At 61.6% G+C, this 25,658-nt stretch carries 30 protein-coding genes and 1 tRNA gene; 10 read left to right on the top strand and 21 right to left on the bottom strand.

Annotation, left to right across the window (positions count from 1 at the left end; all coding sequences use genetic code 11):
* Position 1: 1 nt before the first annotated feature.
* The 5 genes from QP999_RS05140 to QP999_RS05160 all read right to left on the bottom strand — a co-directional run bounded on the left by QP999_RS05140 (position 2) and on the right by QP999_RS05160 (position 7,972).
* Positions 2-3,346 carry an arabinosyltransferase domain-containing protein gene (locus QP999_RS05140; protein ID WP_070596266.1) on the bottom strand — a complete coding sequence of 1,115 codons (3,345 nt, stop codon included), beginning with the start codon at positions 3,344-3,346 and terminating at the stop codon, positions 2-4.
* Positions 3,347-3,377: 31 nt separating this feature from the next.
* The gene (locus QP999_RS05145) at positions 3,378-5,330 is read right to left on the bottom strand and encodes a galactan 5-O-arabinofuranosyltransferase (protein WP_284847817.1); all 1,953 of its coding nucleotides are present in this window, start codon (positions 5,328-5,330) and stop codon (positions 3,378-3,380) included.
* A 38-nt stretch (positions 5,331-5,368) separates the two neighbouring features.
* Positions 5,369-6,127: a decaprenylphospho-beta-D-erythro-pentofuranosid-2-ulose 2-reductase gene (dprE2, locus tag QP999_RS05150; protein WP_284847818.1), complete on the bottom strand. Its 759-nt coding sequence runs from the start codon at positions 6,125-6,127 to the stop codon at positions 5,369-5,371.
* 14 nt (positions 6,128-6,141) lie between these two features.
* Positions 6,142-7,545, bottom strand: a complete 1,404-nt coding sequence (gene dprE1 / locus QP999_RS05155) for a decaprenylphosphoryl-beta-D-ribose oxidase (RefSeq protein WP_070561667.1) — start codon at positions 7,543-7,545, stop codon at positions 6,142-6,144.
* Positions 7,546-7,693: 148 nt separating this feature from the next.
* Positions 7,694-7,972 (bottom strand): hypothetical protein, encoded by a 279-nt coding sequence (locus QP999_RS05160; RefSeq protein ID WP_070520269.1) that lies wholly within the window; start codon positions 7,970-7,972, stop codon positions 7,694-7,696.
* 36 nt (positions 7,973-8,008) lie between these two features.
* Between QP999_RS05160 and QP999_RS05165 the strand changes: the two genes are divergently transcribed.
* The 4 genes from QP999_RS05165 to QP999_RS05180 are packed head-to-tail and all read left to right on the top strand — an operon-like array spanning position 8,009 to position 10,198.
* Positions 8,009-8,431 (top strand): hypothetical protein, encoded by a 423-nt coding sequence (locus QP999_RS05165; protein ID WP_070520265.1) that lies wholly within the window; start codon positions 8,009-8,011, stop codon positions 8,429-8,431.
* A gap of 20 nt (positions 8,432-8,451) precedes the next feature.
* Positions 8,452-9,318, top strand: a complete 867-nt coding sequence (locus QP999_RS05170) for a plasmid pRiA4b ORF-3 family protein (RefSeq protein ID WP_284847819.1) — start codon at positions 8,452-8,454, stop codon at positions 9,316-9,318.
* 32 nt (positions 9,319-9,350) lie between these two features.
* Positions 9,351-9,740, top strand: coding sequence for a GtrA family protein (locus QP999_RS05175; protein WP_070520260.1), 390 nt, complete (start codon positions 9,351-9,353; stop codon positions 9,738-9,740).
* 2 nt (positions 9,741-9,742) lie between these two features.
* A complete protein-coding gene (locus tag QP999_RS05180; RefSeq protein WP_239248773.1) occupies positions 9,743-10,198 on the top strand; it encodes a GtrA family protein in 456 nt (151 codons plus the stop codon).
* Here QP999_RS05180 and glfT1 read toward each other — a convergent pair.
* The 3 genes from glfT1 to QP999_RS05195 are packed head-to-tail and all read right to left on the bottom strand — an operon-like array spanning position 10,195 to position 12,154.
* On the bottom strand, positions 10,195-11,100 hold the full coding sequence (glfT1, locus tag QP999_RS05185; RefSeq protein WP_070561659.1) for a galactofuranosyltransferase GlfT1: 906 nt from the start codon (positions 11,098-11,100) through the stop codon (positions 10,195-10,197). The genes QP999_RS05180 and glfT1 overlap by 4 nt on opposite strands.
* A gap of 60 nt (positions 11,101-11,160) precedes the next feature.
* Positions 11,161-11,721, bottom strand: a complete 561-nt coding sequence (locus tag QP999_RS05190) for a hypothetical protein (RefSeq protein WP_284847820.1) — start codon at positions 11,719-11,721, stop codon at positions 11,161-11,163.
* A 46-nt stretch (positions 11,722-11,767) separates the two neighbouring features.
* Positions 11,768-12,154 carry a hypothetical protein gene (locus QP999_RS05195; protein WP_230307919.1) on the bottom strand — a complete coding sequence of 129 codons (387 nt, stop codon included), beginning with the start codon at positions 12,152-12,154 and terminating at the stop codon, positions 11,768-11,770.
* A gap of 186 nt (positions 12,155-12,340) precedes the next feature.
* Here QP999_RS05195 and QP999_RS05200 point away from each other — a divergent pair, with 186 nt between their 5' ends.
* The gene (locus tag QP999_RS05200) at positions 12,341-12,946 is read left to right on the top strand and encodes a GNAT family N-acetyltransferase (RefSeq protein ID WP_070533439.1); all 606 of its coding nucleotides are present in this window, start codon (positions 12,341-12,343) and stop codon (positions 12,944-12,946) included.
* A gap of 63 nt (positions 12,947-13,009) precedes the next feature.
* Entirely contained in the window at positions 13,010-13,900 is an 891-nt protein-coding gene (locus QP999_RS05205; protein ID WP_250223957.1) for a Fic family protein, read from the top strand.
* Here QP999_RS05205 and wzt read toward each other — a convergent pair.
* Both wzt and wzm read right to left on the bottom strand, forming a co-directional pair.
* Complete coding sequence (wzt, locus tag QP999_RS05210; RefSeq protein ID WP_070520246.1) at positions 13,897-14,694, bottom strand: galactan export ABC transporter ATP-binding subunit Wzt/RfbE; 798 nt, start codon at positions 14,692-14,694, stop codon at positions 13,897-13,899. The two genes, QP999_RS05205 and wzt, sit on opposite strands and share 4 nt — an antisense overlap.
* 12 nt (positions 14,695-14,706) lie before the next feature.
* Complete coding sequence (wzm, locus tag QP999_RS05215) at positions 14,707-15,558, bottom strand: galactan export ABC transporter permease subunit Wzm/RfbD (RefSeq protein ID WP_070533525.1); 852 nt, start codon at positions 15,556-15,558, stop codon at positions 14,707-14,709.
* Positions 15,559-15,754: 196 nt separating this feature from the next.
* Here wzm and QP999_RS05220 point away from each other — a divergent pair, with 196 nt between their 5' ends.
* A complete protein-coding gene (locus tag QP999_RS05220; RefSeq protein WP_284847821.1) occupies positions 15,755-16,966 on the top strand; it encodes an aminotransferase class V-fold PLP-dependent enzyme in 1,212 nt (403 codons plus the stop codon).
* Here the strand turns inward: QP999_RS05220 and QP999_RS05225 are convergent.
* Both QP999_RS05225 and QP999_RS05230 read right to left on the bottom strand, forming a co-directional pair.
* The gene (locus QP999_RS05225; RefSeq protein WP_284847822.1) at positions 16,963-17,919 is read right to left on the bottom strand and encodes an NAD(P)H-quinone oxidoreductase; all 957 of its coding nucleotides are present in this window, start codon (positions 17,917-17,919) and stop codon (positions 16,963-16,965) included. The genes QP999_RS05220 and QP999_RS05225 overlap by 4 nt on opposite strands.
* 15 nt (positions 17,920-17,934) lie before the next feature.
* Positions 17,935-18,831: an NAD(P)/FAD-dependent oxidoreductase gene (locus tag QP999_RS05230; protein WP_284847823.1), complete on the bottom strand. Its 897-nt coding sequence runs from the start codon at positions 18,829-18,831 to the stop codon at positions 17,935-17,937.
* A gap of 153 nt (positions 18,832-18,984) precedes the next feature.
* On the opposite strand from QP999_RS05230, the gene QP999_RS05235 reads away from it, so the two are divergent.
* Positions 18,985-19,072 (top strand) — tRNA-Ser (locus QP999_RS05235).
* 14 nt (positions 19,073-19,086) lie between these two features.
* Here QP999_RS05235 and QP999_RS05240 read toward each other — a convergent pair.
* Positions 19,087-19,371 carry a hypothetical protein gene (locus tag QP999_RS05240; protein WP_070533431.1) on the bottom strand — a complete coding sequence of 95 codons (285 nt, stop codon included), beginning with the start codon at positions 19,369-19,371 and terminating at the stop codon, positions 19,087-19,089.
* Positions 19,372-19,425: 54 nt separating this feature from the next.
* On the opposite strand from QP999_RS05240, the gene QP999_RS05245 reads away from it, so the two are divergent.
* On the top strand, positions 19,426-19,566 hold the full coding sequence (locus tag QP999_RS05245; RefSeq protein WP_010188335.1) for a type II toxin-antitoxin system Phd/YefM family antitoxin: 141 nt from the start codon (positions 19,426-19,428) through the stop codon (positions 19,564-19,566).
* A 79-nt stretch (positions 19,567-19,645) separates the two neighbouring features.
* Here QP999_RS05245 and QP999_RS05250 read toward each other — a convergent pair whose 3' ends face one another.
* The 4 genes from QP999_RS05250 to QP999_RS05265 form a co-directional block, all read right to left on the bottom strand.
* Positions 19,646-19,915, bottom strand: coding sequence for a type II toxin-antitoxin system RelE family toxin (locus tag QP999_RS05250; protein ID WP_154736215.1), 270 nt, complete (start codon positions 19,913-19,915; stop codon positions 19,646-19,648).
* Between the two features lie 9 nt (positions 19,916-19,924).
* Positions 19,925-20,170, bottom strand: coding sequence for a prevent-host-death family protein (locus QP999_RS05255; protein ID WP_284847824.1), 246 nt, complete (start codon positions 20,168-20,170; stop codon positions 19,925-19,927).
* Between the two features lie 70 nt (positions 20,171-20,240).
* Complete coding sequence (locus QP999_RS05260; protein ID WP_154736216.1) at positions 20,241-20,984, bottom strand: NAD-dependent deacylase; 744 nt, start codon at positions 20,982-20,984, stop codon at positions 20,241-20,243.
* Between the two features lie 33 nt (positions 20,985-21,017).
* Positions 21,018-21,719, bottom strand: coding sequence for a DUF1648 domain-containing protein (locus QP999_RS05265; protein ID WP_284847825.1), 702 nt, complete (start codon positions 21,717-21,719; stop codon positions 21,018-21,020).
* Between the two features lie 397 nt (positions 21,720-22,116).
* On the opposite strand from QP999_RS05265, the gene QP999_RS05270 reads away from it, so the two are divergent.
* Positions 22,117-22,431 (top strand): DUF4288 domain-containing protein, encoded by a 315-nt coding sequence (locus QP999_RS05270; RefSeq protein WP_070596302.1) that lies wholly within the window; start codon positions 22,117-22,119, stop codon positions 22,429-22,431.
* Positions 22,432-22,518: 87 nt separating this feature from the next.
* Here QP999_RS05270 and QP999_RS05275 read toward each other — a convergent pair whose 3' ends face one another.
* The 4 genes from QP999_RS05275 to QP999_RS05290 are packed head-to-tail and all read right to left on the bottom strand — an operon-like array spanning position 22,519 to position 25,625.
* Complete coding sequence (locus QP999_RS05275) at positions 22,519-23,601, bottom strand: ThiF family adenylyltransferase (RefSeq protein ID WP_230310820.1); 1,083 nt, start codon at positions 23,599-23,601, stop codon at positions 22,519-22,521.
* The gene (locus QP999_RS05280) at positions 23,598-24,017 is read right to left on the bottom strand and encodes a molybdenum cofactor biosynthesis protein MoaE (RefSeq protein WP_284847826.1); all 420 of its coding nucleotides are present in this window, start codon (positions 24,015-24,017) and stop codon (positions 23,598-23,600) included. The genes QP999_RS05275 and QP999_RS05280 overlap by 4 nt, the downstream gene beginning before the upstream one ends.
* On the bottom strand, positions 24,007-24,477 hold the full coding sequence (locus tag QP999_RS05285) for a MogA/MoaB family molybdenum cofactor biosynthesis protein (RefSeq protein ID WP_284847827.1): 471 nt from the start codon (positions 24,475-24,477) through the stop codon (positions 24,007-24,009). Before QP999_RS05285 ends, QP999_RS05280 begins: the two co-directional genes overlap by 11 nt.
* Entirely contained in the window at positions 24,474-25,625 is a 1,152-nt protein-coding gene (locus tag QP999_RS05290) for a molybdopterin molybdotransferase MoeA (RefSeq protein WP_070596309.1), read from the bottom strand. Before QP999_RS05290 ends, QP999_RS05285 begins: the two co-directional genes overlap by 4 nt.
* Positions 25,626-25,658 lie beyond the last annotated feature (33 nt).

Below are 25,658 nucleotides of genomic sequence, written 5' to 3' on the forward strand. Positions count from 1 at the left end.
TCTACTGTTCGCCCTCGGGGCGAATCTTCATCTCGGAGTTCTTCCACAGGCCGGAGCGCTGGATGATTTCCTGGTCGATATCTGCCTCGAGCGGGGCCTCGCCGCGGGAGTTGGTGCGCAGCTCATACTTTTCAATGGAGCCCCAGTCGCGCGCCCAATCGTTGTTGAGGTAGCTCGGGATCTCATAGGAGTAGTTCACTGCCTCCGCGGTTGCCAGCGCACCACCACCGGAGAAGGACTGGAAGTCCGTGAGGGAGGTTTGTGCGGCGGCGTCGGGAAGAATGCGGAACTGCGGGATCTCGGTCACGCCGGCGTAGTGGTCGAAGGTGCGCTGGCAGGGGAACTGCAGGGCCACGGACCAGTCGAGGAGCGCCGGGGTAGAGGAATCGAACTGGGAGTTGATGGTGGCAAGCTCCGGGACGCGCGGCGGTGTAAACGCCATCCAATCGTCCTCATCGGTGGAATCATCGACCGCGACGAGGCGCACAACGTTGGCCTCCTCTGGGAGCTCGTCTAGAGCAATGCGGAGGTTGCGCCATTTGGGGGTCGCGCCGACGTCGGAAAGCTCGGCCTCACCCTTGTTGGTGACCTTGCCATCCTTGAGTGTTCCGTACTCCAAGGTGAGCTCGGTGCCCTCCTGCTCCACTCCGTTGACGTCGTGGTGGTAAATCTTGCCGGCGGCAGCGACCGAGAGGACGGGGGTGTTTTCGCCAGGTTCCGGCAAGTTGTACCACTGGGTGGTGATGGTGGCGGTCGAGCGCTGCGATTCATCGTAGGAGCCCATGACCGGGACCTTCCGGTAATCCAAGTTGAACGGCAGGTGCATCTCGGAGCCGTTGACACCCAGGGTTCCGCGCACGCCGCCGGCGGAGGAGTCGGTGACCTCGGTTGCCTTTTCCTCGGATTCGGTGAGATCCTTCTGTTCATTGGACGTCGCCGAGTCCTCACCGGTGGTGTTGGCAATAGCGCCTACCGACGCCGAGTTGAGGTTCTCCGGCTCAATATCTTCCTTGATCATATTGGGGCCGAAACCGAAGTTGTCCTCCTTCTTGTCAACGAGCGAGTCCTGGAATTCGCCCTCGACCGGAGTGAGGAAGGATTCATTGGTGTTGGTCTCCACCATGGTGGAATCCGCCAGCGAGCAGGTATCGCCGCGCAGGGAAGTCAGGTTGCCCTTGCCCACGGAGTAGGAATCCGCCTGGGCCACGTAGCCCTTGGCAAAGGAGGCACACGAGAAGGCCACGATGATAATGCAGGCCGCCGCAATCGGTGCGGACATGACACCCGCCCAGCGCGAGACCTTGGCGGCATTGGCGGCCTCGAATTCCTCGAGGGTGCCGGCGGTTTCGGCCTTGTTCTTGCGATAGCTGTGAACCAGGGACTGGTAGAGGCCAATCGCCAGGACCACCATGGCGATGGCCAGCACCACGGTGTTGGCCTCGATGCCCTTGAACTGCACGGTGCGGTCCCACCACGGGATGCCGAAGGAGGATACGTACCACCAGGCGTTCCAGCCGCCCAGGGAGATGGCCAGGAGGAAGATCACCGCGGCGATGGAGAAGGTCCGGGCACGCGGGGAGCGCATGGCAATCTGGGAAAGAACTACCGAGCCGAGCGCGGCGATGACGCCGGCGACACCGGCGTAAATGCCGAAGTGGTGCGTCCACTTCGTCGGCGTGAACATGAGGAAGAAGGCCGAGAGCGCCATGATGGCCAGCAGGCGCTTGGTGGGATCTGCCTCCGCACCGACGACGCGGTGGTCCTTGATGAAGGCATAGATGATGAGCGCCAAGCAGAAGAGCATGGTGAACATTGCAAAGCGGCGCGTCAGGGAGCCGTCCACGGAGGGCTCGAAGAGCGTGGAGTAGCGCACGAACTCCGAGTACCACGGCAGGGACGGGCCGACCGCGGAACGCACGCGAGTGGATTCGAGGACCGACGCTAGCGTTTGGTCCCCGAAGGCAGCGACCATGACAGCGGTGCCACAGGCAAGGAACGGGGCGATGAGAGCTGTCCAGCCGATCTGGGGAGCGCGCTTACCCATGATGCGGAACAGGGCGGGCAGGCAGACCAGGAAGATGCCCACTGCGGTGAGGCCGGTGGGGCCAGCGGCCAGGGTGATGGTGGCGATGATGGTGCCCACCGCTGCCGGAAGGAGGCGCTGGGTGGAGATGGCGCGCTCGAAAGAGGCCCACGTCAGCATGACGCCGAGGGCCACGATGGGCTCGGGGCGGATGCCGTTGTTATAGGGCAGCCAGAAAGCCAGGAACATGAACGCGGCGGTCCAGTGCGCCAGGCGGCGCTCGTTGACGCGAGCGCCGAAGCGCGGAAGCATCTCGCGCGACAAGATAAACCAGATGATGAGCGCTGAGATAAGCGCAGGCAGGCGCACGATGATGGACGCGCTGGAGAATTGCGCCAGCCATGCCACGAGGTCGTAGTACGGCGCGCCGAACGGGGCCTCGGGGACGCCGTACCAGCGGTAGTAGTTCGCCATATAGGTCGCGTGATCGGAAACGCGTCCCATGGTGAGGATGAAGCCATCATCGGAGGTATTAGCACCGAAGATGTACCACCAGCCGAGAACAGCCGCCACGACGCCATCGAGCGGGCGGATCTGCTTCCAGGTTTCGGGCATGAAGCCACGGCGTTTGCCATCGAGGCGGTCGATTCGCCACAGGCAGACCAGACTGATCACCACCATGGCCAGGCCCAGCCACATGGCGATGAGCTTGAGCGGTGTCGGGGAGGAGGTGAACCGAGAGTTGATCTCCACGTGGATGCGGAGGTCGTCGCCAAGCTCGGCGAGGGCTTCCGGGGAATCGTCGATCTCGGTATAAACGCCGGTGACCTGAGGGCGGAGATCCTCCTCGGAGGTCTCTTTGTGCTTGCCCAAGGAGACGGTGGTGCCGTCACCGGTGGATTGGATGCGGAGCGTGGAGTCCTCAGGCAGCTTCGCCACCTGCTCGGCCGTGAGAGAGAAAATGACCTCATCGAGGCTGGTCACCGAGAGACCATCCTCGCCGGCGCGGACAAACATGCCGCGGTTGGAGGCCTTCTTGGACTCCGGGGGCACGGTGCCGTAAAGCAGGTCCTGGCCATCGCGCAGCTTATCGACGGCCTTCAGAGGGATCTCTGCATCGATCTCCTCCGGCGCCACCGAGATGAGCGGGGCGTTGATGGACTGCAGGGAGTCCTGCTGGGGCCAATCGAAGGAAGATTGGGTTTGGTTCACCGGCAGCAGCGGTGTGGCCACAAAGCACAGGAAACCGATGAATCCAGCGATGATGGCGGTGAGCCGCAGGGACTGCGGTGCTCGCAGTGAAGAGGTATTCCGATCTGACACGGCGATCAGTCTACGTCACCGCCATGGCTTATTAAGATCTGGCCGCGACGACGAAGGGGCCAATCTGTTTAGTGGTCCAGCCCTCTTCAAAGACCTCCGGGTTGAAGAACACCGCGCGGTAGCGCACGTTGGGCTGATTGGGGTAAATGTCTTCTGCCAAGTGCGTCTTGTAGCCATCCCCGGGTTCCTTGATGTCCCCGCGGAAGATGAGCACGTCTGGGCCGCGCCACGGTGAGGACTCGAGGGAATGCGAGAATTCCTTCGGAGTCTGGTCCCAGGAATTGGAAGCCCACTCTTCAATCTGCAGGTTACGGGTGCTGAACTCTCCCAACGGGTTGGCATAGTTGCTGGTGAAGGCGTTAAACCCGTAGTAGGGGTTGTAGGCCATGAAGAGCTTTTCGTCCGTGAGGACGACGGTGTCGTTGGCCGCGTAGCCCTGGGCGTCGATGAATTCGCGGATCTTTCCGTAATTAGCGGAAGAATCGCTGGTGTAGCGGTCCGCGCGCTCCCCGTAGCCGTCGGTATCGGTATAAGCGTGATCCAAGGCGGTCACGTTCGTCGCGGGGATTTGCTGCGCATAGTAAATACCGCCCAGCCCCATGATGATGGCAAAGACCAGGGTCACGCGCTTGCTGATGGTCTCAGTAATGCCCGCCGGGTAGAGCGTGGGCAGGCCCATGAGGCGGACGTCGGCCAGCGCGAGAATGCCCGCCGTGGCGAAGAGCACCGCGACCATCAGCTCCAGGCGGAAGCCCAACAGCGTGCTGCCGGCAAGAGTCATGACCATGGAAGCCAAAGTCCACAGGTAGGTGCCGACGAGCGCGGTGCCCATAGCTCGGATTTCGGGCTCATCGACGCGCAAGATGAGGTAGATCAGGCCAATAAGGCTGAGGGCGCCGATGACGGACAAGGAGAGGAAGGGCGCCGGGATTTGGGTGCCTTCCTCCGGCAGGTAGTGCTGCGCGGTGGATTCTAGCGGGGCGGTGGCGTGCAGGACGGCGTGCAGATATGGTGCCCAAGCAATCGCGGCGATGGCCAGGGATCCGGCCGCGATGGCGGCGAGGCGCACGAGGGGAGTCCACCTACGGTCGCCCACGCACGTAACGAGTGCAATGAGGCTGACGATGGTAAGCGCCACGGCTCCCGTGTACAGCGTGTAGAAGCAGGCGGAGATTCCGAGGTAGATGGCGATTGCGGCGGCGGAGAACCACGAGGAGCCGTAGAAGGCGTGTGAACACAGGACAGCTACCGCTGGTACGCCCATTGCGATGACCGCGGAATACGGTTCTTCAGCGCCGATGGTCAGGGTCACCGCTGTGGTGGTCAAGGCAATGGCGGTGGCCACAGGTAGGGAACCGGCAAGCCGCTGCCACAGAGGAACCAGGATGCACCCGGCCACGGCCAGGGAGATGAGGCTCCAGGGTTGGTAGACCTCCCAGCCGGGCATGTTGAGGATGTTGGCCAGCCGCCCACCCAACCAGAACCAGCCCAACGGGTAGAAGGTGGGCAGGCCTTCGTAGTTCATGTCCGCATAGGAGCTGGCTTCCGTGACGCGGGTGAGGAACTGGGTGCGGAACACCTGATCGACCTGGACGCCGTCGAGCCAGAGGCGCGAGGCCGAAAGGGGCAGGCCGATGCTGGTTAGCGTTAGCAGCGCAGGGGAGATGTAGCACAGGGCGGTGGTGAGCCACGTCCGCCACCGGGGTCGCGGCGAGCTGCAAATGACCCACCACACGCATAACACGCCCACCAGGAGGACGGTGAGCGCAGTTCCCGCGGTGCTCAGCGCACGGGTCACCATCGACGTACTGAACGCCGGGAGGGAGACCGTCTTAAAGGCAAAGAAGCCAAGAAGCGTGACAAGGCCGCCACCTAGAGCGGCGGCGGCGATACCCACGAGGGTGGCGCGACGCGATAGGCGGTCGACGTCATATTCCATGGTGGGGGACACGGCGGGAGACGACATGGTGGGAGACTCAGTCATGTAAGTAGTTTCCCACACGCCGTGGACATAGCGGAACTTTAGAAAGGCAGCTTCCGGAAGATCGCCTGCGGGATGAACTTGAATCCCAAGGACACGTACTCAAACAGCGGGTGCACGAAGATGGACTGCTTGCCGTCCAGGACCGCTTTGACGGTGGCCTTGGCCACGTCGGAGACGTTGACGGTCAGTGGCGCTTCGCCGGCTTCCGCCGACATCTTGGTGCGGACCTGGCCCGGGCGGACCACGAGCACGTTGGCGCCGGAGCCGCGCAGGGCCTCACCGAGGTTAATGAAGAAGCCGTCCACGCCGGCCTTGGAGGCGCCGTAGACAAAGTTGGAGCGGCGCACGCGCATGCCGGCGACGGAGGAGATCGCCACGATGGTGCCGTGGCCCTGCTCCTTGAGCTTCTGGCCGAGCAAGACGCCGAGGGAGACCGGTGCGGTGTAGTTGGTCTGGGCGGAGGCGACCGCCTTGGCCTGGTCCTGCCACAGTTCTTCCTGGTCACCGAGGGTGCCGAAGGCGATGATGGCGACGTCGACGTCGCCGCGCTCAAAGGCGCGCTTGACGACGTCCCCGTGGCCCTCGAAGTCAGTCGCGTCAAAGTCGATGACCTCGACGTCGCCGCCGCGGGACTCGATGGTGGCTCGGGCATCCGCGATGCGCGGGGAGTCGGCGCGTGCCGCGAGGGTGACCTTGGCCGGGCCGCGCTCGAGGAATTCTTCGACGATGCCCAGGCCGATTTCGGAGGTGCCGCCGAGAAGGAGGATGTGTTGTGCTTGGCCTACTGCATTCAGCATGAGGTGATTCCTTTCTAGTGCAGCTCGAGGCGGCGGGACATATCGGAAGCGAAGACGCCGGTCGGGTCGATGTCGTTGCGGGTCTTGAGCCAGCCCTCGAGGCCCGGGTACATCTTGTGGAAGTTCTCCGCCGAGGTGCGGGACTCCTTGGCCAGGTAGAGGCGGCCGCCGAATTCCATGACGCGCTTATCCAGATCGTCGAGGAAGGCGCCCAGGCCCGGCTTGATGGGGAAGTCCACGCAGACATTCCAGCCTGGCATCGGGTAGGACAGCGGGGCCTTGTTGCCGGGGCCGAAGAGCTTGAACACGTTGAGCGCGGAGTAGTGTCCGGAGCGCTGCATGTCCCGGATGATCTCCTTGAAGGGCTCGACGGCGTCGGTCGGCACCACGAACTGGTACTGCAGGAAGCCGTTGGAACCGTAGCCACGGTTCCACTCGCCGATGAGATCCAGCGGCTGGTAGAACTGCGTGAGGTTCTTGACCTGGTTACGCGCCGGGGCGCCCATGAGGTAGTAAGCCTCACCGATAGCCATGAGGGAGAGCTTGTTCATGGTGAAGTTCGGGAAGATATCCGGAACCGTCATCAGCTGCGGAGCATTGAACTTCAGCGGGTCCTTCGCCAGCTTCGGGGCAAGCTCCTCGAGCTGCTCCAAGGTGGCCAAAGAGCCGCGCGAAATGGTGGAGCGGCCCAGCTTCGGCTCCGGGGAGATGACGTCGAACCACGCGGAGGAGTACGTGTAGTTGTGCTCCGAGCCATCGGAGTGGAAGGCCACGGTCTCATCGAGGTTATCGGTGCGGTCGGTATCCGCGATGAAGTAGGCGGTTTCCGTCTTGGTCATCTTGATCTGCGCGCGCAGGATGATGCCGGTCAGGCCCATGCCGCCGACGGTGGCCCAGAACAGTTCGCTGTTCTCACCTTCCGGTTCCAGGTGGAGGACGCGGCCGTCGGCGACGAGCAGCTCCATGGAGGTGACGTGGTTACCAAAGGAACCGGCGGAGTGGTGGTTCTTGCCGTGGATGTCCGGGCCGATAGCGCCGCCGATGGTGACCTGGCGGGTACCCGGCAGGACAGGAACCCACAGGCCGTAGGGCAGAGCGGCCTTCATGAGCTGGTCAAGGGTGACGCCACCGTCGACGTCGACAATGCCCGACTCCGGATCGATGGAGTGGATCTTGTTGAGGGGTTGCATGTCGATGACGAGGCCACCGGCGTTTTGCGCGGGGTCACCGTAGGAACGGCCCATACCGCGGGCGATGACGCCGCGGCGCAGGTGGGCGGGCTTATCAGCGTTGTCCTCAGCCACCTGGGCGACGGCAGTCTTGATGACGTCGACGTCTGGGGTGGACAAAACGTGGGCGGTTGTCGCCGCCGTGCGGCCCCAACCGTGGAGGGACTTCTCAGTAGTATGCAGTTCCATCTCTTACTCTTTGATTCGATGTGATGGGTCGGTTCTCTACCCTACCTAGGTGACAGTGCCTGTGGCGTGAGTGAAAACGTGAGATTAGGTACAAAAGCCAAGTAAACGGAACATTTGTACTGTCCGGTTATGTGGTTTTAGTTCGGAATTAGTACAGATCCATAATCTCGCGGATCTCTTCCGGCAGCTCTTCCTGGGAGGTGATCTCCGGGCCGTCATACTCACGGAGGATCTCGTAGACTCTTGCCCTTGAGACGGAATCGAGGATGGGGAGTTCCTCGGCGATGAGCCGCGTCATGAAACCATTGAGCGGCAGCGAGGTGTGTTCAGTGGCCAGATAGTGGCCGTGGCGCTTGTCTTCCTCGGCGCGCTCATCTTGCGCTGCTCGCTGGGCCGGGGTGAGGTGCTCTTTTTTGGAGGAGTACATGCACGGTAGCCTACCGCCCGCCTAAAGTGGGGCGGTATGACTTCTCCCAAGCAAGACAATTATGCGCTGGATGACACCCTTGCCGGACGCATCACCCAAGCTGCGGCCGTGGGCATCATGACCGCGTTCCCTGACTGGATCAAGAATAAGACTGCGCTCGTTTTCGCCTACGTGCTGTCCTTCCTCGGATTCGGCGCGCTCGTGGCTATCACTAATGCAGAGAGCCATGAGGACCGCCCGGAGCCGGAGACCCCCGACGTTCCCGTGTGGGCCATCCCAGTTGCCTTCGCCATTCTTGTGCTGGGTGGATGGATCACTGTGAAGACTGAGCAAAGCGTGGTCCGGTTTATTCGCCGCCGTGGGGCGGCAAAACCCTGGACGGTATGGGGCGGAATTAGTGCTGCCATCGTCCTCATCCTTAGCGAGCTTGAAGCACGCGAGCTCACCGCGCGTAACTAAAAATGCGTATGGTGGGGCACATGAGCTCACAGGTCACAGATTTGGCGCAGGTCCGCGCCAATCGTGGTGAAACCCTCCTGTGCCAGGTATCCAATGTTCGCGCAGAAGCAGAGGTTCACCGCCAGATCGGTTTCTCTGACGCGCTCACGTTGGAAGAGCTCCACCACATTCTTGAAATCTGCTTCGGGCTGCCGCAAGAGGATTCACCGTGGCACTTCTTTGAGCACACAGATGCCCGCGGCCAGCGCATCGATCCGAGCCACACCGTGCGCGAATTCTTGAGCCGCGAAGGCGAGCAGGTTGATTACGCCTGGGGGCTGTGGGATTTCGAAATCATTGTGGTGGGGACCTACCCGCGCGATAGCGGGACGCCGGAGGCCCTGTGCGTGGGCGGTTCCGGCTCTTTCCAGACCCCCTTTGATCTCACCGCCGTGAATGCGGAGCTAACGGGCCAGGAAACCATCGATGAGGTGTTGGATCTTGTTATTAGTCCCGTCCGCGCGCTGATTGAGAGAACCCGTCTCTACGACTTCGTTCCGCTCCTCCAAGCACTGGACCTGAAGCGTGAGGTAAGCATTGATGCTCAGGCGTTCCGCCAGCTGCGCACCTTGCCGCGCGAGGTGACGAATGAGGGCAAGGATGCTTTCTGGTCCATGGCTCTGGCACTGTCCTGCATGGGCGGGCGCGAGTTGACTGATTCCGTCGTAGAGACCGCCATGGCGGCGCTGGGTTGGGTCGACGATGACGGTGAGGAATTACGCGGTTCGGCGATTCGGGAGCTGTGCTCGGCGTCGCTTAAGGTTTTGTCATCCCTCGGCGCCTATGGCGAAGATGCCGTCGCGCCCGTGGACCGCCTGGACATTTACCGCGCCCTTATCCGCGGGTAGAGTATTTCGCCGTGACTGAACCTACCTCTAGCATGAAGACCCAACTCGTGCGCTTCGTGTCCGTTGGTGTTTTCACCGCGGCGATTGATTATGGCCTGACCCTCTTCCTTACTTATTTGGGTTTGCATCGTTCCCTGGCGAAGGCGATTGGCTGGGTCTTCGGCACCATCGCCGCCTACGTGGCCAATGCCCGGTGGACTTTTGGTGCCCAGGTTTCCGGCCGCACCGCCGGTGCCGTGGGCTTGCTGTACCTGTCCACCTTTGCAGTACAGAATTTCCTGTATTGGGTGCTCAACGCCCCGCTGATCAGCTTGGGCTTTGAAGGCGCGGTCAAGGACACCATCGCCTTCGTCATCGCACAAGGCGTTGCCACGGTGACCAACTTCGCCATTCAGCGCGCCTTCATCTTCAAAGGAAAGTAACCATGGCTGGTCGCGCCGAACGCCTCTCACGGTCGAATTCCCTGCAGGCGCAGGGCGCGAAGTTTGCAATCACGGGAGCCATTGCCGCGCTTATCGACGTCTCCCTGACCTGGCTCTTTCAAATTGGTTTAGGTATGTTCGGCGATGTGGCCTCGCGGACCGTTGGCTTTGCCGCCGGCACCTTGGTGGCTTATTTATTGAACCGGCGGTGGACCTTCAACGCGCGGGCATCGAAGCGCCGCTTTGCTGCCGTGTTTGCCACCTACGCCATGACCTATGCGATCAACATTGTGCTGTATCGCTGGGCTTTCCCCTTCTTTGATCACACGCTGGACTGGCCTTCGTCCTGGGCGCTGGCGGTCGCTTTCGTGATTGCCCAGGGCACGGCAACGCTTATCAACTTCTTTGTGCAGCGGTGGGTGATCTTCCGCAGCACGCGCAAGTCCTTTGAGGTTTAGGGCCGGCGGAAGTCTTCCTTGCGTCCGCGGTTGTGCAGGCGCAGCCACTCCATAAAGCCCTTCACGTCATGCTGTTGCACGATGAAGAACCAGCCGAAACGCGCGAATTCTTGCGGCAGCAGCTTGCGCATGCCGCGCTGCCACAACAGGTAGCCGCGGTTGCGGTAGGTGAAGAAGCGCTTGAACTCGCCCTCCGGGTACTGCGTGTGCATTTTGCCGCCGAGGATGGGCTTGAACTCATCGGAGCCATCCGGGTGCAGGTAGCTCGTGGTCAGCGCGGTGCCGAAGTTTAGGCCTGAGTTGACTAGGCGGCGGTGGTACTCCACCTCATCGCCGCGGATGAACAGGCGGTAGTCTGGAACGCCGATGATTTCCATGGCTTCTGCGGAGATGAGCGCGCCGTTGAATAGGGAGGCGATGCCGGGGAGGAAGTCACCCTCCAACTCGCTCATGTAGCGCCGCCACACCAGGCCCTGGCGCAGAGGGAAGGCCAGTTTGGCGGGCTCGTTGATGTTGCACACGGCGGGGGAGACTTCGTGGAGTGCGTTGTTTTCCGCCACACGGTAGAGCTCCTCCAGCACGTGATGGTCGGCGGGGCGGCCATCATCATCCGCGCACCACACCGCATCCGCGCCGAGGGCCAATGCCGTAAGGAAGCCCAGCGCGAAGCCGCCTGCGCCGCCAAGGTTGGTCTCGGAAGGCACGTAGACGCCGCGCTCACCGGCCAGTTCGTGGAGGAGCTCCTTCACTGCTGCTTCCGCACCGTTATCCACCACGATGACCCATTGCACCGGGTGCGTCTGGTTCACCACCTGCTCAAGGGAGGCGCGTAGCAGCTCCACGCGCTGGTGGGTGACGATCACAGCGGCCGTTGTTCCGGCCTGGGACAGGGTGGCAGTCATGGGTTCTATTGTGCCACCCGCATGTGGCGCTCAGGTGCGTGACATGGAGGTGGCCGAGGTTTAGGCGTTGAAGCCCGGAATCTTGATGAGACCGGAGTTCACAGCATTGACAACACCAGCAATGAGGCCCAGCACAATCGCGGCGATGGAGGTGCCAACGAGGATCTCAGCGGTGGTGCCCACCGGGTATTCCTTGGCGGTGTCATTCTTCAGGGAAGACATGGCCACGTCCTTGGCGGAGCCGGCAGTCTCAAGTCCTTCTTTGATTTCCTCAGGAGTGCTGCTGCCCTCGCTGCTGCCTTTGCTGCTGATAGCTTCAGCGCCCTTCTCAATGCCGTAATCCACGGAGGAGGCGAAGCCGTCACCGCCGACGAGTTCCTTAGCCCCTTGCTTCAGGATGTAGCCAAAGACCTCAGCCTCGGAGACCTCAGAAGAACCCTTCTCAGCAGCAGTAGCCGGGGCGATGGACAGGGACAGTGCAGTGGCGGCGGCAACGGCAGCGGCGGTGAAACGCTTTATGGAGGTACTCCTTGGAAGAAAGGTAGAGGTAGCGAAAGTAAAGAAAATGATAAAGAAGTGAAGGCTAAAAAGTATGCGATATGGAAAAGCTCCAGCCCTCAAAGGACTGGAGCTAGAACTTCAAAGCTAAAAGCTTGATGCGTTCAGATTAGAACGGAAGGGAAACGCCCGGGATGAGACCGTTCTGAACTGCGGTGTAAGCAGCGCCGAGGACGGCTACTGCAACGCCGGTTCCCCAAAGAATGTCGAAAGTGGTGCCTAGCTTCCAGCCGTTCGCCGCGTCAGACTTGAAGGAACTGAATAGTGGCGAGCGGTTTCCGTCAGCCTTGCTGTTCTCAGCGATCTCCTCTACGGAGGAAGTCATGCCGTCCTGACCAGCTGCTTCTTTCACGATGCTTCCGACAATGTAGCCAGTAGTGTAGGAGTCGTTGGAAGAACCATTCTGAGCATTCGGGTCACCGGCAGCAGAGGCAACACCAGTGGACAGGGACAGTGCGGTAGCAGCGGCAACAACGCCGGCGGCGATACGCTTCATGATAGGGCTCCTTAGAGTTAAGAGAGAACAGTGCCTGTGATTCAGGCTCGCGACAATTTTAGCTTGAAAGGAACTAAGAAAAAGAGCAAATAGAAAAAGTATCTATCGTGATTCACCCATACAGGGGTATGCATTCTTCCAGCGCATGGGCCCATTGACGAGTTCCGCACACAGTAGAGTGACCTTATGACCGTACGAAGCGTTGAAGAAATGTGGGCTCCCTTTCGAGTTTCCATCCACGTGGGTGACCTGACCCTGCGGGTGCTGCGTGATAACGACATCGCTGCGATTCATGGTGTCACTGCCGCCGAGATTTTTGGTGAGCCGCTACCGGATTACACGTTTCCGTGGTTGAAGCAGAAGCCTGATCCGAGTTTCCGGTGGGCGCACCGTGCGCAGATGTCCCCGGAAGAATGGTCGCTGGACTTCGGTGTGCACCTTGATGGTGAAGTCATTGGTTCTGTGGATCTGCGGGCGAAGAGTTTTCCCGATAACCATGAGGTCGAAACTGGCTCGTGGATCTACCACCGCCTTCAGGGCCGCGGGATAGGTACGCAGGTTCGCCACGCCGCTGCGGTCTTTTGTTTTGATTACTTGGGTGCGCGCACGTTGCGCTCCGAATGGGAGCCGGGCAATGAGGCGTCCCAGGCTGTATCACGCAAGCTGGGGTACACCATCGAAGGCAATAAGGCCGTGCTGAGCAAAGAAGATTACCAGCCGGGGCCGGAAGTGATTGTGGCCGGGATGAGTGAGGAACTGCGCGAGCTTTTGGGAGCAAACTTCGCAGTATGACGAATCATTCGTGAAAATAGGAGAGTATCGACTCGTTTTCACGGATACTTGTACAATATTGGCATGCTTAACGCGCGGACCATCTCAAAAATTGACGCTCTTCTTGACCAATATGCAGCGTTGCGGGAGGACAACTCCGAGGCCATTGCGGAGATAGCACGCGCAGAGGTGGCGGAGTCGGTGTATAACTCGAACGCCATTGAGAATTCCACGCTGACTTTGGAGGACACCGAGAACATCTTGGCGGGGTTCACCGCCAGAGCGCACGATTTACGGGAAGTCTTTGAGGCCAAAAACCTGGCGGACGTGACTGAGGAACTTATTCGGGGCGTCGGTAAGCTCGATGCAAACCTCATTCTGCGACTGCATGGCATATTGCTTCGCGGCATCAATGACGACTGGGCGGGACGCTTTCGTCGAAGGGGGGAGTGGGTTCGCGTGGGCGCTCATATGGGAGCCAACCCTGAATACGTGGACAGGCTGGTGGACACAGCCATTGCCGAATACTACGAGGACACTAGCTTCTTTGTTGACCGAATCGCGCGGTTTCATGCGGAATTTGAAACCATTCATCCTTTTTCAGACGGCAATGGGCGCATCGGGCGCGTCATTATCAATCAACAGCTCTTGGAGCTAGGGGCACCGCCCATCATCATTCCGAACAAGGGAAAAGAGCGCCACTATTACCCTGTGTTCCGTGGCTACCCAGTTAGTGGGGACTTCTCTGCGCTGAGCACGCTCATCGCGCGGCAACTCATCGAGTCCCTACACAAGCGCATAACGCTCATGACCGCGCCGAAGGTGATTCGCCTATCGGAATGGGCAAAGGCTAATGGCGTTTCTGGTTCCGCGGCCGCCAATAAGGCGGCGCGGGGTACCATCCCGGCCTTCCGGCAGCGCGGAACGTGGATGATTGATGCGCAGTATGGCAGTGACAACAAAGGCCGTGGCTAGGCGTTCTCCTCGTTGTCGAAGCGCTTGCGCAAATCCCGCACGTACTGGCCCACCTCAGGGCCTTCGTACTCGCCGACGACCTCGGAGACCTCGCCCACCGAGCGAATCTGGCCGTGGTCGATCCACAGGGCGGTATCACACAGCTGCGCCAGGAAGTCGTTGGAGTGGGAGGCAAAGACCAGGATGCCGGAGCGCTTCACCAGGTCCTGAAGACGGACGCGGGCCTTGGCCATGAAGGCGGCGTCGACGGCGCCGATGCCTTCGTCGAGAAGCAGGATCTCCGGCTCAATGGAGGTCACCACGCCCAGTGCTAGGCGCACGCGCATACCGGTGGAATAGGTGCGCAACGGCATGGAGAGGTAATCACCCAGCTCAGAGAATTCCGCAATCTCATCCATCTTGGCCTTCATCTGCTTGATGGTCTGGCCCAAGAAGAGGCCGCGAATGATGATGTTGTCGTAGCCGGAAACCTCCGGGTCCATGCCCACGCCGAGGTCAAAGACGGGAGCCACGCGCCCGCGCACGTTGGCGGCGCCGCGGGTGGGCTCGTAGATACCGGAGAGCAGGCGCAGCAAGGTTGTTTTGCCCGCGCCGTTGTGGCCAACGAGGCCGACGCGATCGCCCTCACGCAGGTGGAGGTTGATGTCCTTGAGCGCTTCCACCATGACCACGTTCTGGTCATTCTTGCCAATGGAGCCACCGGCCGTGGAGAGCATCGCCTTCTTGAGAGAGCGGGACTTGGCATCAAAGATGGGAAAGTCCACGCAAGCGTTATACGTATCAATGGAAACCATGGACGATCCTTTCTAGACCCAGTAGGAGACGCGGAAGCGCCACTGGCGCATGGCCAGGCCGGCGATGAGCAGGCCGGCGACGGTGCAGGCGATGACGATGAGCCAGTGATAACCGGCGACGGGCTCGCCAATCATGGGGGCGCGGATGATCTCCATGTAGTGATACAGCGGGTTGATCTCAGCGATGCGTGCGCGGCTGGCCACGGCACCACCCTGATCCTTCAGGGTGTTGGTCATCCACACGATCGGCGTGACGTAGAAGAGCAGCTGGGTTAGAGCCTCCAGCAGCGGGGCAACGTCACGGAAGCGGGTGGCAATGATGCCGAAGAACATGGCAACCCACACGCCGTTGACCAGGAAGAGTCCTAGCGCAGGGATGAACAGGAAGAACTCCCAGCCCAAGTGGCGCGGGAAGATAAGAATGAGCAACAGCCAGATGATGAGGTTGTGGCCCAAGAAGAGGGTTTGCCGCCAGACCAGGCGGTAGACGTGCACCGACAGTGGCGCGGGCAGCTGTTTGATTAAGCCCTCGTTGTCGATGAAGACCGTCGAGCCTTCTTTGATGGCGCCCGAAATGAAGTTCCACATAATCAGGCCCACGGTCACGTGGGGCAGGAACTCCGCCACGGGGATCTGGAAGAGCATGGAGTACAGCAGGCCAAGCGCCGCGGCCATGACACCGGTCGCGATGGTGATCCAGAACGGACCCAGCACCGAGCGGCGGTAGCGCTGCTTGATGTCTTGGATGCCCAGCTTGAACCACAGCTCGCGCTGGCGAGCGCCTTGCAGGAGATCGGCGAAGGCCGCCGACATGGTCATGGAACGCGAGGCCGGCTCCTCGCCGGGTGCAGGCGCGGAGGTCATGCGGGCGACGTCGTCACGCAGGTTTTTCTTGTCTTGCACGCCCTTCACCCTAGCGCGCACGTCCCACAAACACCTACACACACGCCCGTAACCTGGGAAAACACGGGCGAGCTGGGAAAACCGAGGGTTAGGAAAGATTCAGGTGGGGCGTATAGAGTAGGGGGCGTTCATCCGCAGCAGGAGGAAGGGTTGAAGCATGACGGAACAGTATGACGTCGCCAGCGTGCGAGGTCTTTACACTGGTCTGTCCGATGGTTGGACCTACCTGAACGCGCATGCCGCGCCGCAGATTGCGGAGCGCGTGGCCTCTGGCGTCGCCCGTTCTTTCCGCATGTCCGCCACGGTGAAGCCGCTGGAGGACGCCGTGGGTGCGCACTCGGCGCACAACGATCCGGGGGAGCTTAACGCGGCAGACATGTATGCCTCTGCGCGCCGGGCGGTGGCGGATCTCACAGGTGCCACGGCGGAACGGGTCATCCTGGGCCCATCCCTGCCGGTGCTCTACCAGTCCTTGGGCGTTGCACTGCGCCCGCTGCTGCGCCGCCAGTCTTCGGTGGTGCTCTCCCGCTTTGATTCGCCGGAGATGACACGCGCGTTTGAGCACGTGGGCGCTGATATTCGGTGGGCGCAGCCGGATTTGGGTACGGGCGAACTCCCAGCCTTCCAGTACGCCGATCTGGTTGATGGCTCGACGCGATTCGTCGCTTTTTCCGCCGCGCACGAGCTGCTGGGCACGGTCACGTCGGCCTCGGACATAGTTGATGCGGTCCATGAGCGTTCGCGCGCATGGGCGCTTGTCGACGTCTCATCGATCGCCCCCTACCGTCTCCTCGACTTTGATGCGATTGGGGCAGACATTCTTGGTGTGGATGTGGGCGCGCTGGGTGGCCCGCAGATGGCGGCGCTAGTCTTCCGCGATACCGCGATGTTCCGCCGCCTCGATGAGATTGTCGTTGGCCCGGTCTCCGCGGGCTTGGCGGGCGGCGTTGGACCCTTGGTGGATCATCTAGCGGAACTTGCCGGCGGGGAGCGCGGTTCGCGCCGCGTGCGCCTGACGCGTTCGATGGAAACCCTCGCGGGTTACATGGAGGATCTCACGGGGGATCTCTATAGCTTGTTGGGCACGCTGCCGGCCGTTCACATCCTTGGCGTGACGGGGGAGGCGGCTGCCGACGCCTCCGATGATCGCCTCCCGCGCCTGACCTTCGCCGTGCGCGACGTGCCTGCGGATGTGATCCACCGCCGGCTCTTCGACAATGGCTTGGTTACTACCATCGCCCCGCACACCCCGCTGCTCACGGAGATGGGCGTGGAAGAGGTCGGCGGTGCCGTCACGGTCTCGTTGAGTCCGTTTAGCACGTACCACGACGTTGAGCACTTGACCCGCGTGGTCGCGTCCCTGGCTTAGACCTCGAGGACAAGCTTGCCCGTGACCTCGCCGGAGTCGAGGGCTTGGTGGGCTTCGGAGGCGTCGGCAAGCGCGTAGGTAGCGTGCAAATGGTGCTTGACGCTGCCGTTCTCCAGCCAAGGCCAGACGTTCTTAACGGTATCCGCAACGATGGCGGCCTTGCCCTCCAGCGAGCGGGAGCGCAGCGTGGTGCCCTGCAGGGTCAGGCGCTTGTTGAGGAGGATGCCCATGTTGAGCTCGGCTTTTGTTCCGCCCTGCATGCCGATGGTGACCATGTGGCCGCCCTTAGCTAGCGCGATGAGGTTCTTCTTGAGATACTTCGCGCCCATGATGTCGAGGATGACATCGCACTGGTTCTTCAGTTCCTCGGCGAAGTCCTGCTCGTTGTAGTTGATGAGGACGTCCGCGCCGAGTGCCTTGCAGGTCTCGAGCTTTTCGTCCGAGCCAGCCGTCACCGCGACGGTGGCGCCGAGGTTTTTCGCCACCTGGATGGCAAAGGTGCCGATGCCGCCCGCGCCGCCGTGGATGAGGATGGTCTGGCCCTTGTTTAGTTTCGCCTCCATCGCGATGTTGGACCACACGGTGCAGGCCACCTCGATGACGGATGCGGCCTCGGCAAAGGAATAGCCGCTGGGGATGGGCAGCAGCTGGCCTTGCGGTACGGCGACGTATTCGGCGTAGCCGCCGCCGGCCAGTAGTGCGCCGACCTTGGAGCCAACCTCGACGTCGGTGTCGCCTGCATCGACGACTTCGCCTGCGACTTCGAGACCAATAATCTCTGAAGCGCCCGGCGGCGGTGGGTAGTGCCCGCGGGCCTGGAGCAGGTCGGCGCGGTTTACGCCGGCGGCTTTGACTTTAACGAGGACTTCGCCGTCTTGGAGCTGTGGCTTATCGGTTTCCCCCAACTCCAGCGAGTGTGGGTCTTCCAGGTTGGTCTGAATGATGGCTTTCATGCCACACCACCGTACTTAAGTCCAATCATCCTCGACGAGAAACGCGTTGACCGCGATGGCTGCGGCGTTGGCCTCGCCCATCGCTACCGCCACCTGTGCCGGCGGGTTAACCACGTTGCCCACGGCCCAGATGCGCGGGTGGCTGGTGACACCGGCTGGGCCCACCTTGATGAGGCTTCCGCCCATCGCAGCCGGCGGGCTGTGGCGCTCAAGGTTGAGGTCAGTGAGGAACTCATCGTGCGGGTGAGGAACAGGCATGTAGAACAGGGCGTCGACGGCATGTTCGCTGTCTCCAACCAGGACCTTTCCATCTTGGAAGGAGGTGACGGGGCCGTCGACAAGCGCAATGCCGCGCCGAGTCAGGTCCGCGCGCTGCTCCTCGGTGAGCTCCATGCCGTTGGTGAAGAAGCTGATGTCCTTGGACCACTGGCGCAGGAGTGCCGCATGGTGCAGGGAGAACTCGCCGATGCAGAGAACGCCGAGCTTCTTGTCCGCCACCTCGAACCCGTGGCAATAAGGGCAGTGGAGGACTGTATTTCCCCAGTTTTCTTCGAGGCCCGGGATGGCTGGGTGTACGTCGTCCACGCCGCTGGCGACGATGATGGAGCGGGCCGCGACGGTCTCACCGTTGCTCAACGTGGCGGTGAGCGTGCGGTCATTATCCGTAACGGAATCTACGGTGGCGTTCGCGATTGTTACGCCGTAGCTGCGCAGCTGCTCTTTGCCGCGCTCCTGGAATTCAAGGGGTGGCGTGCCCTCGAGGGCGATGACACCGTGGATTTCGTGGGCGAAGCGGTTGCGGGGAGTGGCGGAATCAACTACAAGGACGCTGCGGCGGGCGCGGACCATGACCAGCGCTGCCTGAAGGCCGGCCGCGCCACCGCCGATGATGAGGGAATCGACTGTCTGCATGGGCCCGAGTAAACCAGAGCAAGGTGCGTGCGGCAATGGCTTTCCGTAGGTTGTGTTGGGCGCTTTGCACAACGTGATGAGGCGAATTCTTCTCCCGCCGCGGAGTCTAGTACTCTGAACGTGTTGCGCGCGGTGCATGCTGACGCGTGACGAGGAGGCGTGGCAGAGCGGCCGAATGCACTGGTCTTGAAAACCAGCGTGGGGAAACTCACCGCGGGTTCAAATCCCGCCGCCTCCGCCAACTGTTTCTGGGGGTCATTTGTTCAGGCTCTGCTTCTTGTCCTGCGCGGCTGTAACGAAGCTCAGAACGCATCCTGCCAGTAGGAATCCGCTAATTTGCAGGTGGGTGGCCCAGTTTCCTCCGCCGCCAGCGACGGCGAGAAAAATCGAAAATGCAACTGCGGCAAGGCAGTGGATGGTCAACCGGCTATGTGTGCTTAGACGTCGTTGTGGCCAGGCTTTCCCGATGGCCCAGCTCACTGCTGTGAGAATGGCGTAAAAGGTGATTCCCGCTAAGGCCCCTGGAACAAGGTAGAGCATGGATTCATCTCCTCTCGGGGGAATAATGGTTGTGGTAAGGAAGGCGGTTTCGTGATGTCAGAGGATAACTATTCGGCGTGGGTAGAGACTGATTATCTTTTCGGCTCCCCAGTCAATGCTCGCCGGCTATTGGAGTCTTACGAGCAAGTGCTGGACGGAAAGGCTAAGGAGCACGACATCGATCTAGATGTGTAAGAACTATCTTCTGATCGAAGTGGAGTATTCACCTTCTGGCAGGGTGGAACCGGTTTTGTTTATCTGAGAGGAATTTTGCCTATTTCCGGTAAACATCTCGTCGGTGAGCAACGCGTAGCACGAGCACCACGAGCTTTCCGTCTAAGATCTCGTAAACCACGCGATAGTGTCCGACTCGAATTCTATACAGGTCGTCCGAGGCTTTTAACTTCTTTACTCCATCCGGGCGAGGGGTAATGGCCAAGTCTTCGATTGCAGCAAGTAGTCGCCTCTGTGTCGGCCTGTCGAGCTTGCGTAGCTCCTTGGCTGCGGATGCCTTATAGGTGATGCGATAAGTGGAGTTAGCCATAGAAGGCGATTAGGTGAGTCCGAGTTCTTTTTTGAGGTCTTCGTGTGAAATCTCTACGGCTTCTCCTCGGGCAATCTCTGCGGTCTGAACATCCTCACGATCTTCCAGTGCTTCGACTGCGCGGGCGAAAAATGAAGGAGAGACGACAAAAGCGCGAATCCGGCTTCCACGATTAGTGATGGCGACGGGTGTGTGCTGTGCCTCTTCAAGAATTTGGCTTTGGGATTGGCGGAATTGGCTGGATGCCACTGACATCGTTTTCATACTGCAAATGTACATCTTGTACATTTCGGTGGGCAAGGGCCGCGGGATATCGGGTTGCTGTTTATCCGATCCGCCCCGCCAGGATGCGAGGCAGCGCCTCCGCTGCGGTGGCGGTGACCACCACGCTGGCAAGCGGCGAGAGGTCCGTGGGCTGTGGGGTGACTTCCACGATGGGGATGCCGCGCGCATGGGCAATCTGTGGCAGGCCGGCGGCGGGGTAGACCACGCCGGAGGTTCCAACGATGAGCAGCGCGTCCGCGGTGGACATGCGGCGCTCGGCCTCAGCCCATTCGTCGTCGGGCAGGGCCTCGCCGAACCACACCACGCCCGGGCGCACGAGCCCGCCGCACACGGGGCACTCGGGTGGAGTGATGCTCTCGACCGGTTCGTTCGGCAGTGCAATGTCCTCGTCATACGGCGTATCGCAGTCGGTGCAGCGGAATGCGAACAAGGAGCCATGCAGGTGAACCACGTCTTGGCTTCCGGCGCGCTCGTGCAGGTTATCGATATTTTGCGTGGTCACCGTCATGCCGCGTGCGGCGGCAATTGCGCGGTGCCCGGCGTTGGGCTCGGCCCGCTGCGCAAGCTGTGCGCGCCACAAGTACCAGGCGAACATGGGCTCAGGCTCGCTACGCCACGCGCTTATCGACGCCATCGCCACCGGATCCACGTTCTCCCAGATGCCCGTCTGTGCATCGCGGTACGTGGCGATGCCGCTGTCCGCACTCATACCCGCGCCGGTAAAAACCTCGACGTGGGTGGCATCAGAAAGAATTGACTGTGCGCGCTCAAACAGGTGCTCCATGCATCTAGCGTACGGTGATGAGCACGCAGAACGCTATGGATGCGGCGAGAGCGATGCCCATGCGCCACAGGTAGCGCCGGCCAGGTTCGTGCGCGGTGTTGATCTGCAGCTTCGAAGAATTCGTGGAAAAGACTGCCATGCACATGGGGTCGGTGGGCTCGTTGTAGATGCCCATGTTGCCGGCAAACGAAGTGCTTCGTTGCGAACTTGTTCTTCATGGTCGGTGGGTATGGCTTTCACAGCCTTCGCAGATGTCAGCGTTAACCGGACGCCCTGAATCATGACGAACACGGTGAAGGCTATCCACGCGGCCACGAGGAGAAAGCCCGAGAAGGGGATATCCGGAATGACGGTGCAGACCGCAGTGAGGCACACGCAGGCCGTCATGGTGAGGACTGTCTGGGCAATGAACGTGGAGGTCTTTCCAGTGAGCAGCTCCGCGCGCTGGGCGGTGGCCTCGGAGAACGGAAGAGCTGACTCTGCCGGAACATCCATTGTTTTTCGAGCCAGCGAGATCGGCGGCACACACAGTGGCAGCGCAATGGCGAACACAACGCCGATCCACACGAGGACCGTTGCGTTGAGGAAGGACTTCGGTTCGAAGCGGTCCGGATTGCCCGAGCCATCGAAGTGGACCGGGATGGGATCGGGCACCGAGTCCCAACGCAGCAGCATGTACACCAGCGTGAGAGCACACACCACAGCGGTAGCGACGTAATACTGGCGGCTTCTCATGCCAGTGAGTTTACAAGGCGACCGGCCGAGGACCTCTGCGAAAGGCGTCTGGCAAATGGCATCTGTCAAAAGGCATCTCTGGGATCAAAAACGCCATTTGCTCGGGATAAAAGGCGTTTTGGCTCTGAAAACGCCTTCTGGTTGACGCCTTTTACAAGATGCCATGTGGGCAGAGGAGACTGAGCAAGAGTGCGGGCTATGTGTCGTTGTGCTCTTGCCAGGCGTCGATGCCGCCGCGCAGCGAGTAGACCGTTGCTGAAGCCACGGGCGCGGAATGGGTCTTCATTGGAGATGTGCTTAAAGGGCGACCGGCTGAGTTTTCCGCGTTACATGGTCTGGGTGAGCAGGTAGGGTCGAGCCCAAGCTGACCAAGAACCGGAAAGGACAGTAGCTGGCAATGGAACCTTATGTTGGAATTGTCGTGATGGAACTTGCTAAAAAGTCCAGTTCATCTCCCCAAAGCTTCTTCCGCGAGGACTTTTATATTGTGTATGCGGAGTCGGACGAGAAGGCTCGAGAACGCGTTGAAGCGATGGCGAACGAGCAGGCCGATGGTGAGGATGTGAAGGTACGGCACATCGTGGATGTCGCGCCAGCCCTCTATGGTTATGTAGACCGCGATTGCGATCTTTACTCGCGGCACTTTGCGAACCTAGAAGACTACGAGCGTTTCGAAATGAAGCTCGGCGGAACTGACCCGCTGGCTGATTAATCGTAGACTTCGCGAAGAAACCTGCTGACTCTCTTCTGTGTTGGCCTGGCTAGCTTTCGGAAGGCTTTCGCACCGCGTGGCGTGAAGCTAATCTTCCACGCCACATTCAGCCTCTAGTTTTTCAAGAGAAATGGTCTCTAGATCGCCTCGGTGGGCGGCGTCGGCTTCGGCCTCGAGCTCGGAGATGTGCTCTTGCCAGGCGTCGATGCCGCCGCGCAGCGAGTAGACGTTGCTGAAGCCGCGGGCGCGCAGGGCCTCGACGGCCTGTGCGGAGCGCAGGCCGCTGGCGCAGTAGAGGACGGCGAGGTCGGCGGGGTCTAGGGGCGGGTTGTGGCCGGCGAGGATGTCATCGAGCGGGAGGTGCTGCGAGCCGGGGATGAGGGAGGCGGCGCGCTCGGGGGAGGTGCGGACGTCGATAAGCGTGGCGTCCTCTGGGATGTCGCGGATGTCGGTGGGGTTGTCGGGGCGCGCCGGGGTGGCGCCGTTTGCGCGCACGGGGATGTACTCCCAGGTCCCGGCGAGGGAATCGTAGTAGCCCAGCGTGCCGATGAGCGGGGTGCCGATGCCCGTGAGGAGCTTGAGCGCTTCGACGGCCAGGGCGGAGCCGGCCACGCCGACGACCGGTCCCATCACGCCGGCCTGCGAGCAGGAGGGCACCTGCGGATCGGTGGGGAAGAGGTCTTCGTAGACCGGGCCGTGGCCGGAATGGAAGACGGTGAGCTGCGCGTCGTAGCCCAGAAGCGAGGCCCACACGTGCGGAATGCCCAGCTCGTGGGCGGCCCAGGAGGCAAGGTGACGGGAGTAGAAGTTATCGGTGCCGTCGATGATGAGGTCAGCGCCGCGCAGCTGGTCCAGGGCGGTATCAGGTGTCAGGCGCGAGAACTGCTCGACGGTGCACTCCGGGTTGAGGGCGTTTAAGGCTTCGGCGGCGGATTCGGTTTTGGGCTGGCCTACGGTCGCCGTGGTGTGGATGACCTGGCGGTGCAGGTTGGAGAGGGAGACGGTGTCGTCGTCGAAAAGCAGGATGCGTCCCACGCCCGCGCCGGCAAGGTAAAGCAGGGCAGGCGAGCCCAAGCCGCCGGCGCCGATGACGGCGACGGTAGAGGCGCGAAGCCGTTCCTGTGTGGAGGTTCCCCACAGGGTTTCCTGGCGTGCGTAGCGGGAACTCATTCCAGGCCTACCCAGGTGGTGGTGTCATCGGTATGCAGCTGTTCCTTCCAGATGGGGACTTCCGCCTTGACGCGGTCGGCGCAGGTCGACGCTGCTTCGAAGGCGTCCTTGCGGTGCGCGGAGGCGGCGGCGACGATGAAGGCGGACTCGCCGATTTCTAGTGCTCCAGTGCGGTGCGCGCACCAGAGGCGGACGACAGGGAAGGCGGCGGCGACCTCGCCGGCGACACGCTCGATCTCCTGCTGGGCGGAGGGATGCGCGGTGTAGGTCAGGAGCTTGACCCCGCGGCCGGAATCGTGGTCGCGCACGATGCCGTCGAATAAAACGACAGCACCCGTTTCCGCAGTGGCGATGTCGGGGGCCGTGATGGGCTCAGCGCTGATGTGCGCGCCGAGAAGGCCGTAGTTAGTGCTCATTGATGCCTTCCAGCTGGTTGATGATGTGGTGAAGAACTGGTTCGAGGACCGCGCAGCCGTCCTTGGCCGCACCCGTGGAGCCGGGCAGGGCCATGGCGAAAGTCCGACCAGAAACGCCCGCAACGGTACGCGAGAGTGCTGCGGTGGGGATGGCGGCCGAGTGCGCGTAGAAGGCATGGGCCAGGCCGGGCAGTTCGCGCTCCAGGTGCGGGGTGAGCGCTTCGACTGTGCGGTCATCTGGTGTGATGCCGGTGCCGCCGGAGGTGAGGATGACGGAGGGTGCATCGGCGAAGGCGGTGGCGAGGGCTGAGTCGATGTCGGCGTCCGCGACGACGACGGGCTCCGGGGTATCGAAGCCCTGCTCACGGAGGAAGTTCACCAAGATAGGGCCGGAGCGGTCCTCGTATTCGCCGGCGGCGGCGCGGGTCGAGGCAACGATAACGAGTGCGCGTCGGGTCATGAGAGTGGGAACACCTCCACGAGGTCGCCGGCTGAAAGCTGTGCGCCGGCGGGGATACGAATAAGGGCAGTGGCGCCGATGGCCTGGGACATCAGATGGGAGCTAGTACCGCCGAGAAAGGAGGCTTGGGCGGTGCCGTCGGAGATAGCTAGGGTGCCACGGCGGAACTGCTCGCGGCCCTCCAAGCCTTCGGCGTGCTCAGTAAGGCGTGCGCAAAATGGAGCGGGAGCGCGGCCGATAACGGGTGCCAAGTAGAGGCGGAAGCTTACCAGCGTGGAGATGGGGTTGCCGGGGAAGCAGACAACGGGCACCTCGCCCAAACGCGACAGGCCCTGCGGGCCACCGGGCTGCTGCGCCACGTGGCCGAACCAGCCGTCCTCTTCAAAGATTTGGCGGATGACCTCAAACTTTCCGTGGGAGATACCGCCTGAGGTGACGATGACATCGGGGCGGTGGGTAATGACGGCCTCGGCGAGGTCCGCGCGCAGGGCAGAAGGATCGTCATTCGTGCGCACGAAGCCGGCCACCTCGATGCCATATTGCGCGGCCAAGGCCGCGAGCATGGGCGCATTGGAATCGGGGATGGTGGCCTCGCCCGCGCCACCGATTTCCGCACCACCGGTGCAGATGAGGATGCGGGCGGGCGCGAAGGTGAGGACCTCGGCCAGGCCTTGGGAGGCGAGGGTGGCGATGGAGGGGGCGTCGAGAAGCGCGTGCTCATTGATGAGGGTTGTGCCGACCGTGACGTCGGAGCCCGCACGGCGGATGAACTGCTCAGGGGTTGCCGGCACGGTGACCGTGGCGCCCTCTTCCGTGAAGTGCGGGGGCTCGCAGTGCTCGACGGGAACGATGGTGGCGGTGCCCTCAGGGACCTTCGCGCCGGTCATGATGGGGAGGGCGGTGCCTTGCTCGAGTGAGCCCGGGGGATCACCCGCCGCAATGGTGCGGCCGACGGTGAAGGTGCCGCCGTCACATGTGGAAAGCGCATAGCCATCCATCTGCGAATTATCGAAAGGCGGAAGGTTGTGCTCCGCGCGGTACGTCGCGGCGGCACGGCGCCCGAAGGCGTTGGCCAGGGGAGTGGACACCACCCGGGGCTGCGGAAGGGCCGCGCGAACGGCGGCGAGGTGTTCCTCATAGGTGCGCATCGAGTTCCTTCCTGTCACGGAGGCTGGCATAGT

Origin of the sequence: Corynebacterium sp. MSK004 (assembly GCF_030232515.1) — a bacterium.
Classification (GTDB): Bacteria; Actinomycetota; Actinomycetes; order Mycobacteriales; family Mycobacteriaceae; genus Corynebacterium; species Corynebacterium hesseae.